This window comes from Halomonas sp. B23F22_10 (assembly GCF_043496975.1).
GTDB classification, from domain to species: domain Bacteria; phylum Pseudomonadota; class Gammaproteobacteria; order Pseudomonadales; family Halomonadaceae; genus Halomonas; species Halomonas smyrnensis.
In genome coordinates this window covers 414,140-426,737 of sequence record NZ_JBIEKF010000002.1, presented here as the reverse complement: position 1 = coordinate 426,737, position 12,598 = coordinate 414,140, and the positions used below count along the sequence as shown (strand labels likewise).

Sequence of the window (12,598 nt, the reverse complement as noted above, 5' to 3'; positions counted from 1 at the left end):
TGACTAGCGGTCCTTGGCGTCGTTCGGGGCGGGGAGCGTGAGTTGCAGGCCGAGCTCGCGGTGACGCAGGCGAACGCCGGCGTGGGTCTCGGCGAGGCGCCGGGACAGCCGCTCGGCCAGGTAGGTGGAGCGATGCTGACCGCCGGTGCAGCCGATTGCCACGGTCAGGTAGCTGCGCTGGCTGGCCCGGTAGCGGGGCAGCCAGCGTTCGACCCAGGCCAGGATGTCGGCGGCCATCTCGTCGACCACCGGATAGCTCTCGAGGAAGGCGATCACGCTGTCGTCGCGGCCGGTCGCCTCGCGTAGCTGAGGGTCCCAGTAGGGGTTGGGCAGGCAGCGGACGTCGAACACGATATCGGCGTCGAGCGGCACGCCGCGCTTGAAGCCGAAGGACTCGAGGGTCAGTGTCAGCCCTTCGCGGCGATGGCCGGCCACCTGGTCGGTGATGCGGCCGCGCAGGTCGTGCACCGAGAGTCGCGAGGTGTCGATCAGCAGGTCGGCGAGGTCGCGGATCTCCGCCAGGGCGTCTTCCTCGCGGTCGATCGCCTCGGCCAGCGTCATCTCGGTGTCTCGGGTCAGGGGGTGGCGGCGCCGGGTGGCGGAATAGCGCTCCAGCAGAATGCGTGCGTCGGTGGTCAGATAGATCACCTGGCACTGGATGTCGCGGGAGCGGACGTCATCGAGCAGCGCCGGGAAGCGCTCCAGGGCGTGGGGCAGGTTGCGGGCGTCGATGCTGACCGCCACGGCGCTGCGCAGGGACTGACCGCTGCGCAGCTCGTCGACCAGCGGGCCAAGCAGCATAGCCGGCAGGTTGTCGATGGCGTAGAAGCCGAGGTCCTCGAGGGCCTGCAGGGCGATCGACTTGCCGGAGCCGGAGCGTCCGCTGATGATGACGAGCTGCATGACGGGTCGGGTCTCCTGGTCGAGGCGGCGGCGCTCAGCCGCGACCGCTGGCGGCCGGTGCCTGTCGTCGGATGGCGTCGAGGAGGCTGTCGTGAAGCTCGCGCTGGCTGCCGGCCCGGCGCAGGGCGCTGCGGGTCTCGGCGTCGTTCATCACGCTGGCCACCTGGCCGAGCAGGGCGAGATGGGCGTCGTCAGCTTCCTCGGGAACCAGCAGCACGAACACCAGGTCGACGGGTTCGCCGTCGATGGCATCGAAGTCGACCGGTTCGGCGAGCTTGAGAAAGCCGGCGATGGGCGCCTTGCAGTGCGGGTTGCGGGAATGGGGAATGGCGACCCCGTGCCCGATGCCGGTGCTGCCCAGCCGTTCGCGCCCGATCAGCCGGCTGAAGACTTCCTGGCTGTCGAGACTCGGAATGTTCTGGGCAATGAAGGTGCTGAAGAATTCCAGCACTCGTTTCTTGCTCCCCCCGGGCACGCCGAAGAGGGTGCGCTCGGGGGGAAGGATGGTTTCAAGAGACATGGCTCAGCGGACGCTTGCGGCGCCCTGGGCGCGGGCCTGGGTCTTTTCCTTGTGCTTGACGAGCTGGCGGTCCAGCTTGTCGGCAAGGGCGTCGATGGCGGCGTACATGTCGGCATCCATCGCTTCGGCGTGCAGATCGGCACCGGCGGCGTGCAGCGTGCAGGCGGCCTGCTGGCGTTCTTTTTCGACGGAGAGCGTGACCTGAACGGTGGTGATGTTGTCGTAGTGACGTTCCAGGCGGGAGAGCTTCTCCTGCACGTAGTCACGCAGGGGCTCGGTCAATTCCACGTGATGGCCGGTGAGGTTGACTTGCATGACACGCTCCTTGCTCCTTGGGTGGTGACTCGATTGTAACCCTTTTTGGTGCCTTGCAAACCCCCCGCGACAGACGCGTTTTCACGCTCTGGAAATCGCCTTCGGCGGGGTCTCAGCCGAGGCGTTTCCGCTGGCTGGAAGACGGGATGTGCATCGCTTCGCGATACTTGGCGACGGTGCGACGGGCGACCTCGATGCCCTCCTCGGCGAGCAGGGTGACCAGCTTGCTGTCGGACAGCGGCTTGCGTGGCGGCTCGCCCTCGATCAGCTTGCGGATGCGGGCGCGGATCGCGGTGCTGGAGTGGGCGTCCTCGCCGTCGCCGACCTGGCTGGAGAAGAAGTACTTGAGTTCGAAGACGCCGCGCGGCGTGTGGATGAACTTCTGGGTGGTGACCCGGGAGATGGTCGATTCGTGCATCTCCACGGCCTGGGCGATGTCGGCCAGGATCAGCGGCTTCATGGCTTCCTCGCCGCGCTCGAGGAACTCGATCTGGCGGGTCATCACCTCGTGGCCGACCCGCAGCAGGGTATCGTTGCGGCTGGCCAGGCTCTTGATCAGCCAGCGCGCCTCCTGCAGGTGGTCCTTGAGAAATTGGTTGTCGTCGCTCTTGTCCGCGCGCTTGATCAGCGCCGCGTAGTCGGGCTGGATGCGCAGCCGCGGCATCGCCTCCGGGTTGAGCTCGACGCGCCAGCCCTGTGGGGTGTGGCGGGCGATCAGGTCGGGAATCACGTAGTCGCTGTCGCCGCTGGCGAATTCGCTGCCCGGCCGTGGGTCGAGGCCGCGGATCAGGGCGATGACCTCGTCGAGGGTGTCGTCGTCCAGCCCCAGGCGCCGCTTGAGCAGCCGGCGATCGTTGCCGGCCAGGGCCTCCAGGAACTGGCGCACCAGGCGCCGGGCCTGGGGCAGCAGCGGGGTGTCATCGGGCAGGGTGGCGAGCTGCAGCAGCAGGCACTCGCGCAGATCGCGGGCGAACACCCCGGTGGGCTCGAACTGCTGCAGGCGCAGCAGCACCGCTTCGACCTCGCGGGTGGCGAGCCCCTCGAGGGCCTGGGCGCGCAGGCCATCGCGCAGCTCGTCCAGCGGCTGATCCAGATAGCCGTCCGGGGTCACGGCATCGATCAGGCTCTCGGCGATGCGCCTCTCGCGCTCATCGAGACCGCTCATCGCCAGCTGCCAGACGAGATGGCTCTGCAGGCTCTGGTCGGCGGCCTGACGTTCGAAGTCGGGGGCCTCACCGCTGCCGCCGGCGTCCTGGAAGGTGTCGGACCAGTCGCTGTCGACGCTCAGCTCTTCCGGGATCTCGTCCGACCAGTCGTCGTCCGGCGTCTCGCTGACGGCCTGTTCGCCGAAGTCGTCCTCGAGCTCGAGCATGGGATTGGCCTCGAGGGCCTGCTGGATCTCCTGGCGCAGATCGAGGGTCGAGAGCTGCAGCAGGCCGATGGCCTGCTGCAGCTGAGGGGTCATGGTCAGCTGGGTGCCGACACGCAGTTGAAGGGATGCCTTCATGGCCATGGGCGAGCGGTCCGATCCTGCGGTAAAGAGGTCTTCCACCCTAGTGCCCGGGCGTCCGCCATGCAAGCGTGTTCGCAGCAATTAGCGTGCCAACGGCAATCGCCATGCCCGTCTGTGCATGGCGTTAGTATATCAGTGACTTGCGAAGGCCAAGGGGTCAGAGACGGAAGTCCTGGCCCAGATAGACGTCGCGCACCCGCTGGTTGGCGAGGATCTCCTCGGCGTCACCGTCGGCGATGATCTGGCCGTCGCCGACGATGTAGGCGCCGTCGCAGATGTCCAGCGTCTCGCGCACGTTGTGGTCGGTGATCAGCACGCCGATCTCGCGCGCCTTGAGCTGGCGGATGATGCCCTTGATGTCGCCCACCGAGATGGGGTCGACGCCGGCGAAGGGCTCGTCGAGCAGGATGAAGTCGGGTTCGGTGGCCAGCGCCCGGGCGATCTCGACCCGCCGGCGTTCGCCGCCGGACAGGCTCATGCCCAGGTTGTCGCGGATGTGGGTGATGTGGAACTCCTCCAGCAGCGCCTCCAGGCGCGCCTTGCGGCCGCTGCGGTCGAGATCGCGGCGGGTCTCGAGGATCGCCATGATGTTGTCGGCCACCGACAGCTTGCGGAAGATCGAGGCCTCCTGAGGCAGGTAGCCGATCCCGGCCTGGGCGCGCTGGTGCATGGCGGCGCCGGAGAGGTCGCGGTCGTCGATGGCGACACGGCCGGCGTCGGCACGGACCAGGCCGACGATCATGTAGAAGGAGGTGGTCTTGCCGGCCCCGTTGGGGCCCAGCAGGCCGATGATGCGGCCCTGCTGGATCTCCAGGCTGATGTCGTGGACCACGCGGCGACGCTTGTAGCTCTTGGCCAGGTTCCGGGCGCTGAGGGTCTTCATGGGCCGTCCTGTTGTTCCGGCTCGAGGGTCATGCGCACGCGCTGGCTCTCGCCGACGCCCTGGGCATCGGAGCGCGCCTGCACCACCCGGCGATCGAGGAAGTATTCGAGGTAGCCGCCGTCGAAGGTGTCGCCGCCCTGGTGAAGTTCGGCCTGGTCGACCAGCTCGATGCGCCGCTCGGCCACGTGGTAGATCACGGTGCGGCCCCAGGCGCGGACCAGCGGCTGGTCCGGGGAAGGCTTCTGCTCCAGGTAGGCGCGCTGGCCGGTAGCGGTGGCGGTGGTCAGCTGGCCGGCGTCGTTGCGCTGGATCTCCACGCGGTCGCCGGTCAATTGCATGCTGCCCTGCTGGATGCGCACGTCGCCCTGGTAGACGGCGGTGCCGGCGCGATCGTCGAGATCCAGCCGGTCGGCCTCGACCTGGATGGGGGCGCTGGCATCGCCTTCCAGTGCCAGGGCGGCGGGGGCGGCCAGCATCGTGGCGAGCAGCGCCGCGCTGAGCAGTGAAGCGAGGGGTCGCGTCATGACTCGGGGTCCTCCTGGGTGTCCGGCGGGTGGTGGCCGCGCACATTGTCGGTCAGTCGGGCGCGGTTGTCATCGAGCCAGGCGTCGAAGCGCTCGCCGCGCATCCACTGCGGTGGCTGGCTGAGTCGCGCCGGCGTGTCGCTCCAGGCGTGACCGGCGATGCTGTCGTAGTGCAGGAGCTCGGTCTCGAGCCGCCAGCGCTCCTCGGGGGCGGTCAGTACCGCCTGGCCCTCGAGAGTGAGCAGGCGCTGCCCGTCTTCCAGGCGTCCACGCTGAGCGTCGGCCAGCCACAGTCGGCCCTCGCTGTCGCGGAGCTCGGCGTGGGGCGTGGTCAGTCGGGTGGCGTCGTCGACGGGCGTGTGCTCCAGGCGCGGCGTGGTCAGGCGCTGGTGCGGCGCGCCCTGGGTATCGAAGCGCGTCAGGTGCGCGTCTTCCAGATAGTAGTCGGGCTCTCCCGTCTCGCCCTGGGGCGCGGGGCCCGGCGGTGCGTCGGGGCGCTGGTCGAGCAGCGCCAGGCCGCCGCCGAGGGCGAGCAGCAGCAGGAACAGCCAGGTGCGAAAGCCGGGGCGGGGGAGGCGCATGGCGTCAGTCCTGGCCGTTCAGATAGGTGTCGAGCACGGCATCCAGCCGGCCCTGGGCCCGGAGCAGGGTGTCGCAGATCTCGCGTACCGCGCCATGGCCGCCCTCGCGCTCGGTGATCCAGTCGGCGTGCTGGCGGATATAGCTCGGCGCGCCGGGCACGCTGATGCCGACGCCGGCCTGGTGGATCGGGGCCAGGTCGGGCAGGTCGTCACCGCAGTAGGCGACCTCGGAGAGGTCCAGCGCCAGGTCCCGGCACAGCTGGCGCAGCGTCGGCAGCTTCTTCTCGATGCCCTGATGGAGATGCCGGATGCCGAGCGCGCTGGCGCGGCGAGTGACCATCGGCGAGTCGCGGCCGGTGATCAGTGCCACCTGAATGCCGGCTCGCTGCACCAGCTTGAGGCCGTGGCCGTCGAGGGTGTGGAAGGCCTTGAGGCTGTCGCCGTCGGCATCGAAGTAGAGGCGGCCGTCGGTCAGCACGCCATCCACGTCCAGGGCCAGCAGGCGCACATGGCGCAGCCGTTCGACCAGATCCGGGTGCTGCAGAGGGGCGTCGAGGGACATGGAATCTCCTTGGGTCAGATGACGCCGCTGGCCAGCAGGTCATGCATGTGCAGGGCGCCTACCGGGCGGCCGTCGTCGCCCACCACGGCCAGGGCGGTGATGCGGTTGTCTTCCATCAGGCGCACGGCCTCGGCGGCCAGGGTGTCGGGCGAGACCCGCTTGCCGGGCACGGTCATCACCTGATCCACCGTCAGCGACGACAGGTCGCTGAACTGATCCAGGGTGCGACGCAGGTCGCCGTCGGTGTAGACCCCGGCCAGCAGGCCGTCGGGGGCGATCACGCAGGTGAAGCCGAGCCCCTGACGGGTGATTTCCAGCAGCGCATCGCGCAGCGGGCTGCCCAGCGCGACCTTCGGCAGGCGGCTGCCCTGGTGCATCAGGTCCGAGACCTTGAGCAGCAGGCGCTTGCCGAGGCTGCCGCCGGGATGCGAGAGCGCGAAGTCCTCGGCGGTGAAGCCGCGGCTCTCGAGCAGTGCCACGGCCAGGGCGTCACCCAGCGCCAGGGCGGCGGTGGTCGAGGAGGTGGGGGCCAGATCCAACGGGCAGGCCTCGCGCTCGACACCGGCGTCCAGATGGGCTTCGGCGTGGCGAGCCAGGGTCGAGCCGGGGCGGCCGGTCATGCTGATCAGCGGTGCGCCGAGGCGCTTGATCAGCGGCAGCAGGGCGGTGACCTCGGCGGTCTCGCCGGAGTTCGACAGCGCCAGCACCACGTCGCCGGGCGTGATCATCCCCAGGTCGCCATGGCTGGCCTCGCCCGGATGCACGAAGAAGGACGGGGTGCCGGTGCTGGCGAGGGTGGCGGCGATCTTGCTGCCGATGTGGCCGGACTTGCCCATGCCGGTGACCACCACGCGGCCGCGACAGGCCAGCATCAGCTCGCAGGCACGCTCGAAGTCGCCGTCGAGGCGTTCGACGAGGGCGCCGACGGCCTGCTGCTCCAGCCGCAGGGTACGTTCGGCGCTGGCCAGCAGGCCGGCGGGGAAGGAGGAATCGTCTGTCATGAGAGGATTGTTGCCTGTCGCGGGGTTGGGCTCAAGGGCGGGCGGCCGAATCGGCGCCGGCGGGCCGCGCAAAAGGGCGCTCATTGAACCCGCTGAGGCCGCTCGGCGCAAGCCGTGACATGACGGCGCTGGCGCCCCGGGCGATGGTTAGGATACGATGTTCGATAATCTATCAGGGAATTCAATGGATGACTGATTCTCCCCTCATCGAGGTGGAGGGCCTGCGCTTCTCTCGCGGAGAGACGGAGATCTTCCGCGGGCTCGACATGGTAGTACCCCGCGGCAAGATCACCGCGATCATGGGGCCCAGCGGCACCGGCAAGACCACCCTCCTCAAGTTGATCGGCGGCCAGCTCGTGCCCGATGCGGGGCGGGTGCGGATCGCCGGCGAGGACGTTCACGGCCTGTCGCGCAAGGCGCTGTTCCGGCTGCGTCGCCGCATGGGCATGCTGTTCCAGAGCGGGGCGCTGTTCTCCGATCTCGACGTGTTCGAGAACGTGGCCTTCCCGCTGCGCGTGCATACCGACCTGCCCGAATCGATGGTCCGCGATCTGGTGCTGATGAAGCTCCAGGCCGTGGGGCTGCGCGGCGCCCGCGGGCTGATGCCGTCGGAGCTCTCCGGTGGCATGGCGCGGCGCGTGGCGCTGGCGCGGGCGATCGCCCTGGATCCGGACCTGATTCTCTACGACGAGCCCTTCGTCGGTCAGGACCCGATCTCCATGGGTGTGTTGGTGCAGCTGATCCGCCGGCTCAACGATGCCCTCGGGCTGACCGCCGTGGTGGTGTCGCACGATATCAAGGAGACGCTGTCCATTGCCGACTACGTCTATGTGATCGCCGACGGCCGGGTGATGGCCCAGGGCACGCCGCAGAGTCTCGACGTGGATCGTGACCCGCGGGTCAGCCAGTTCATCCACGGTGAGCCGGACGGTCCGGTGCCGTTTCACTATCCCGCCATGGACTTCCACGACGATCTGCTCGGCACGGGAGGACCGCGATGACCGCTCTGATTCGGCGCCTGGGACGCATGGGCTGCGATCTGACCGAGGGGCTCGGCCAGGCGACCCTGCTGCTCGTGCAGTCGGCCGTCGGCGTGCCCTCCGCTGAGGGCATTCGCCTGTGGCTGCGCCAGATGTACTTCGTCGGCGTGCTGTCGCTGGCCATCGTGCTGGTCTCGGGCCTGTTCATCGGCATGGTGCTGGGCCTGCAGGGCTATACCATCCTGGTCGATTTCGGCGCCGAGGATGCGCTCGGGCAGATGGTGGCGCTGTCGCTGCTGCGCGAGCTGGCGCCGGTGGTGGCGGCGCTGCTGTTCGCCGGCCGCGCCGGCTCGGCCCTGACCGCGGAGATCGGCCTGATGAAGGCCACCGAGCAGCTCACCAGCATGGAGATGATCGGCGTCGACCCGCTGCGCCGGGTGGTCGCGCCGCGGCTGTGGGCCGGCTTCGTCGCCCTGCCGCTGCTGACCATCGGCTTCGGTGTGATCGGCGTCTGGGGCGGTGAGCTGATCGGGGTGAAGTGGCTGGGCGTCTTCGAGGGCTCCTACTGGGGCAACATGCAGGCCAGCGTCGAGTTCGTCGATGACGTGCTCAACGGCCTGATCAAGAGCCTGGTGTTCGCCCTGGTGGTCACCTGGATCGCGGTCTATCAGGGTTATGCCCTGGTGCCGACCTCGGAGGGCATCGCCCGGGCCACCACGCGTACCGTGGTCTACGCCTCGCTGGCGGTACTGGGGCTGGATTTCGTACTGACCGCCCTGATGTTCGGTGGGCTCGCCTGAGCCCGGTGGGCGGGCAAGATGGCGGCCGGGCGCCGCCGCGGATTTGTGGAGACATGGAATGAAGCGCAGCAAGACGATGGAACTGGGCGTCGGCCTGTTCATGCTGGCCGGCATCCTGGGGCTGCTGTTCCTCGCCCTGAGGGTCAGCGGCCTGAGTCTCGAACCTCCGGGTGACGACTTCCGCCTGGAGGCCAACTTCGCCAACGTCGGCGGCCTCAAGCCGCGCGCCCGGGTCACCATGGCCGGGGTCACGGTGGGCCGGGTCGAGAGCATCGAGTTTGACTCGGAGTGGTACGACGCGCGGGTGGTGCTGACGCTCGATGACGAGCTCGAGGGTCAGCTGTCCGAGGACACCACCGCGGCGATTCTCACCTCCGGGCTGCTCGGCGAGCAGTACGTGGGGCTGTCGGTGGGCGGCGCCCCCGAGACGCTGGCGGACGGCGATCGCATTCGCGATACCCAGTCCGCCCTGGTGCTGGAAGAGCTCATCCAGCAGTTCGTGTCCAACATGGCCAAGGAGTGAACCCGATGAATGCAACGAGCCTTTCCCGGCGTCTGGCCGGTGTGCTGATGCTGCTGGCGATGTGCCTGGCGGCGCTGCCGGCGATCGCCCAGGCCAACACCCCCGAGCAGATGATCCGCGACAGCGTCGATGAGCTGATGGGCAACATCGAGGGGCGCAAGGACTACTATCGTGAGCACCCCGGCGAGCTGGAGGCCGTGGTCGACGACAGCCTCGAGCAGGTGGCCGATTTCCGCTACATCGGTGCCAGCGTGATGGGGCGCTACTTCCGCAACGCCTCTCCGTCGCAGCGCTCGCGCTTCGTCGACACCTTCCGCCAGACCCTGATCGACACCTACGCCAAGGGCCTGGTGACCTTCGATTACCAGGACATCCGGGTGCTCGAGAATCAGGATGCCTCGCGCTACGAGGACCAGGCCAGCGTCGAGATGGAAGTGGTGGCCAGCGACGGCACCGTCTATCCGGTCAGCTATTCGCTGCGCCAGGATGACGGCCAGTGGAAGGTGGTCAACGTGATCGTCAATGGCATCAACCTGGGGCTGACCTTCCGCAACCAGTTCGATCAGGCGATGCGCGACCAGAGCCGCGACTACGATGCCGTGATCGATGGCTGGGCGCCGGAGCTCGCCGTCGAGGAGCTGGAGCAGGGCGACGAGGGATGAGCGTGCTGCTGGACAACGGCGCCAATCGTCTCGAGGCCGACGGCGAGGTACTGTCGGTGTCCGGTGAGGTCGACTTCGCCGGCGCCGCGGAGATCGCCGCGACCGGCCAGCGCTGGCTCGCCGGCCTGAGCGAGGGCAGCCGCGTGGTCTTCGATCTCGGCGGGGTGGGGCGCGTCAGCAGTGCGGCGGTCAGCGTGCTGCTGGAATGGGCGCGCCAGAGCCGGGCCAGTGGCCTCGAGCTCGAGGCGGTGCGTCTGTCGCCGCCGCTGGCCCGGCTGACCGAGGTCGCGGGTGTCGATACCCTGTTGCCGGTGCAGGCGAGCGTCGACGCCGCCGAGGCGTGAGCGGGGCCATGCGGCAAGGGGCCGGGAGCGACAGGCATCGCTCCCGGCCCTTTTTTATGCCGAGGCCCGTCATGGCGACGCTCGCCGGCCGACACGCTGTCGCCGAACGCACACGTCGCCAACGCGAACGTCGCCTACGCGAACGTCGCCTACGCGAACGTCGCCAACGGCGTCGCTTTTCATTACCATGGTCGGCTGTTCGTCCCGTCATCGCGTTGCGGTGGCGCTTTCACGGATCAACCATTTTCTAGCGAGGGTTCGATGCTTCCCACTGAGGTCAAGGCGCTGCTCGAGAGCCGGCTCGATGGCTGCGAATTCCATATCCAGGGCGAGGGCTGCGACTTCCAGGTGGTCGCCGTCGGTGAGGTGTTCGAGGGGCTGTCCCGCGTCAAGCGCCAGCAGCTGATCTACGGCGCGCTGTCTGACGAGATCGCCTCCGGCGCCCTGCACGCCGTGACCATCAAGACCTACACCCCCGAGCAGTGGCAGGGTGCCGCCGAGAACAAGGGGGCCTGAGGCTCGAGGTGACATGGACAAGCTGATCATTACCGGCAACGGCCCCGTCGATGGCGAGGTCTGGGCCAGCGGCGCCAAGAACGCCGCCCTGCCGATTCTCTGCGCGACCCTGCTGGCCGATGAGCCGGTGACCATCGGGAACCTGCCGCACCTGCAGGACATCACCACCACCCTCGAGCTGCTCGGCCACATGGGCGTGCAGCCGGTGATGGGCGAGCGCATGAGCATCCAGCTCAATGGTGCCCAGGTGACCGACTGTCACGCGCCCTACGAGCTGGTCAAGAAGATGCGCGCCTCGATCCTGGTGCTCGGCCCGCTGCTGGCCCACTTCGGCCAGGCCGACGTGTCGCTGCCCGGCGGCTGCGCTATCGGCTCCCGGCCGGTCGATCTGCATATCCGCGGCCTCGAGGCCATGGGCGCGGACATTCGCGTCGAGGGTGGCTACATCCGCGCGCGGGTCGACGGTCGCCTCAAGGGCGCGACCATCTTCTTCGACACCGTCACCGTGACCGGCACCGAGAACCTGCTGATGGCCGCGGTGTTGGCCGAGGGCACTACGGTGCTCGAGAACGCCGCCCGCGAGCCCGAGGTCATCGATCTGGCCGAGTGCCTGATCAAGATGGGCGCCAACATTCGCGGCCACGGCAGCGACACCATCGTCGTCGAGGGTGTCGAACGCCTGCACGGCGCCGAGCACGACGTGATGCCGGACCGCATCGAGACCGGCACCTTCCTGGTCGCCGCGGCGCTGTCGCGGGGCAAGGTGAAGGTGCGCAACACCCGCGCCGATATCCTCGAGGCGGTGCTGGCCAAGCTCGAGGAGGCCGGCGCCAGCGTGACCACCGGCGAGGGCTGGATCGCGCTGGACATGCACGGCAAGCGGCCCAAGGCGGTCAACGTGCGCACCGCGCCCTATCCGGCCTTCCCGACCGACATGCAGGCCCAGTTCGTGGCCATGAATGCGGTGGCCGAGGGCACCGGGCGGGTGGTCGAGACGATCTTCGAGAACCGTTTCATGCACGTCCAGGAGCTCAACCGCATGGGCGCGAGCATCGCGCTCGAGGGCAACACCGCGGTGATCACCGGGGTCGAGAGCCTGTCCGGCGCGCCGGTCATGGCCACCGACCTGCGGGCCTCGGCGTCGCTGGTGATCGCGGCGATGATGGCCGAGGGCGAGACGCTGGTCGATCGCATCTACCACATCGATCGTGGCTACGAGTGCATCGAGGAAAAACTGCAGCTGCTGGGCGCCAGGATCCGGCGCATCCCGGGCTGAGCCGACAACAGGCGAGACCATGAGCAAGCAACTGATTCTGGCCCTCTCCAAGGGCCGCATTCTCGACGAGACCCTGCCGCTGCTGGCCGAGGCGGGCATCACGCCCGCCGAGGACCTCGGGGCCAGCCGCAAGCTGTTGTTCGACACCAACCTGCCGGACGTCAAGCTGGTGGTGATCCGTGCCACCGACGTGCCGACCTATGTCCAGCTCGGCGCCGCCGACGTGGGCGTGGCGGGCAAGGACGTGCTGCTCGAGCATGGCGCCGAGGGGCTCTACGAGCCGCTGGACCTCGAGATCGCCGGCTGCCGGCTGATGACCGCGGGCGTCAGCGGCGCCGAGCCGTCCCAGGCCCGGCGTCGGGTGGCCACCAAGTTCGTCAACGTGGCCAAGCGCTATTACGCCGAGCAGGGCATCCAGGCCGAGGTGATCAAGCTCTACGGCGCCATGGAACTGGCGCCGCTGATGAACCTGGCCGACGAGATCGTCGACATCGTCGATACCGGCAACACCCTGCGGGCCAACGGCATGGAGCCGCGCGAGCTGATCGCGCCGATCTCCACCCGCCTGGTGGTCAACAAGGCGGCCATGACCATGAAGCACGATCGTCTCAAGCCGCTGATCGCCCGCCTGCGCGAGGCGGTCGAGCGGCGCAGCGCCGAGGCGCCGGCCTGAACGGCCGGTCATCCCCGAGAGG

At 68.6% G+C, this 12,598-nt stretch carries 17 protein-coding genes; 8 read left to right on the top strand and 9 right to left on the bottom strand.

Annotated elements, in window-relative coordinates:
- Nucleotides 1–3: 3 nt before the first annotated feature.
- The 9 genes from rapZ to ACGTNF_RS06055 form a co-directional block, all read right to left on the bottom strand.
- A complete protein-coding gene (rapZ, locus tag ACGTNF_RS06095) occupies nt 4–903 on the bottom strand; it encodes an RNase adapter RapZ (RefSeq protein ID WP_394600924.1) in 900 nt (299 codons plus the stop codon).
- A gap of 34 nt (nt 904–937) precedes the next feature.
- A complete protein-coding gene (locus tag ACGTNF_RS06090) occupies nt 938–1,423 on the bottom strand; it encodes a PTS sugar transporter subunit IIA (protein WP_026068359.1) in 486 nt (161 codons plus the stop codon).
- 3 nt (nt 1,424–1,426) lie between these two features.
- Complete coding sequence (hpf, locus tag ACGTNF_RS06085; RefSeq protein ID WP_016854429.1) at nt 1,427–1,738, bottom strand: ribosome hibernation-promoting factor, HPF/YfiA family; 312 nt, start codon at nt 1,736–1,738, stop codon at nt 1,427–1,429.
- A 112-nt stretch (nt 1,739–1,850) separates the two neighbouring features.
- Nucleotides 1,851–3,251 (bottom strand): RNA polymerase factor sigma-54, encoded by a 1,401-nt coding sequence (locus ACGTNF_RS06080; RefSeq protein WP_394600923.1) that lies wholly within the window; start codon nt 3,249–3,251, stop codon nt 1,851–1,853.
- A 157-nt stretch (nt 3,252–3,408) separates the two neighbouring features.
- Nucleotides 3,409–4,134: an LPS export ABC transporter ATP-binding protein gene (gene lptB, locus ACGTNF_RS06075; protein WP_394600922.1), complete on the bottom strand. Its 726-nt coding sequence runs from the start codon at nt 4,132–4,134 to the stop codon at nt 3,409–3,411.
- Nucleotides 4,131–4,658 carry a lipopolysaccharide transport periplasmic protein LptA gene (lptA, locus tag ACGTNF_RS06070; RefSeq protein WP_394600921.1) on the bottom strand — a complete coding sequence of 176 codons (528 nt, stop codon included), beginning with the start codon at nt 4,656–4,658 and terminating at the stop codon, nt 4,131–4,133. Before lptA ends, lptB begins: the two co-directional genes overlap by 4 nt.
- Nucleotides 4,655–5,239, bottom strand: coding sequence for an LPS export ABC transporter periplasmic protein LptC (gene lptC, locus ACGTNF_RS06065; protein WP_394600920.1), 585 nt, complete (start codon nt 5,237–5,239; stop codon nt 4,655–4,657). The genes lptA and lptC overlap by 4 nt, the downstream gene beginning before the upstream one ends.
- 4 nt (nt 5,240–5,243) lie before the next feature.
- Nucleotides 5,244–5,801 carry a KdsC family phosphatase gene (locus ACGTNF_RS06060; protein WP_394600919.1) on the bottom strand — a complete coding sequence of 186 codons (558 nt, stop codon included), beginning with the start codon at nt 5,799–5,801 and terminating at the stop codon, nt 5,244–5,246.
- A gap of 14 nt (nt 5,802–5,815) precedes the next feature.
- A complete protein-coding gene (locus tag ACGTNF_RS06055) occupies nt 5,816–6,802 on the bottom strand; it encodes a KpsF/GutQ family sugar-phosphate isomerase (RefSeq protein ID WP_394600918.1) in 987 nt (328 codons plus the stop codon).
- Nucleotides 6,803–6,990: 188 nt separating this feature from the next.
- On the opposite strand from ACGTNF_RS06055, the gene ACGTNF_RS06050 reads away from it, so the two are divergent.
- From ACGTNF_RS06050 to hisG, 8 genes are all read left to right on the top strand, one after another.
- The gene (locus tag ACGTNF_RS06050; RefSeq protein ID WP_016854422.1) at nt 6,991–7,803 is read left to right on the top strand and encodes an ATP-binding cassette domain-containing protein; all 813 of its coding nucleotides are present in this window, start codon (nt 6,991–6,993) and stop codon (nt 7,801–7,803) included.
- A complete protein-coding gene (gene mlaE / locus ACGTNF_RS06045) occupies nt 7,800–8,582 on the top strand; it encodes a lipid asymmetry maintenance ABC transporter permease subunit MlaE (RefSeq protein WP_394600917.1) in 783 nt (260 codons plus the stop codon). Before ACGTNF_RS06050 ends, mlaE begins: the two co-directional genes overlap by 4 nt.
- A 58-nt stretch (nt 8,583–8,640) precedes the next feature.
- Nucleotides 8,641–9,105 carry an outer membrane lipid asymmetry maintenance protein MlaD gene (gene mlaD, locus ACGTNF_RS06040; protein ID WP_016854420.1) on the top strand — a complete coding sequence of 155 codons (465 nt, stop codon included), beginning with the start codon at nt 8,641–8,643 and terminating at the stop codon, nt 9,103–9,105.
- A 5-nt stretch (nt 9,106–9,110) separates the two neighbouring features.
- Entirely contained in the window at nt 9,111–9,767 is a 657-nt protein-coding gene (locus ACGTNF_RS06035; RefSeq protein WP_394600916.1) for an MlaC/ttg2D family ABC transporter substrate-binding protein, read from the top strand.
- Nucleotides 9,764–10,111: an STAS domain-containing protein gene (locus ACGTNF_RS06030; protein WP_394600915.1), complete on the top strand. Its 348-nt coding sequence runs from the start codon at nt 9,764–9,766 to the stop codon at nt 10,109–10,111. The genes ACGTNF_RS06035 and ACGTNF_RS06030 overlap by 4 nt, the downstream gene beginning before the upstream one ends.
- A gap of 261 nt (nt 10,112–10,372) precedes the next feature.
- Nucleotides 10,373–10,627: a BolA family protein gene (locus ACGTNF_RS06025; RefSeq protein ID WP_016854417.1), complete on the top strand. Its 255-nt coding sequence runs from the start codon at nt 10,373–10,375 to the stop codon at nt 10,625–10,627.
- Between the two features lie 13 nt (nt 10,628–10,640).
- Nucleotides 10,641–11,903, top strand: coding sequence for a UDP-N-acetylglucosamine 1-carboxyvinyltransferase (gene murA, locus ACGTNF_RS06020; protein WP_016854416.1), 1,263 nt, complete (start codon nt 10,641–10,643; stop codon nt 11,901–11,903).
- Nucleotides 11,904–11,922: 19 nt separating this feature from the next.
- Nucleotides 11,923–12,576, top strand: a complete 654-nt coding sequence (gene hisG, locus ACGTNF_RS06015) for an ATP phosphoribosyltransferase (protein WP_016854415.1) — start codon at nt 11,923–11,925, stop codon at nt 12,574–12,576.
- Nucleotides 12,577–12,598: the final 22 nt, after the last annotated feature.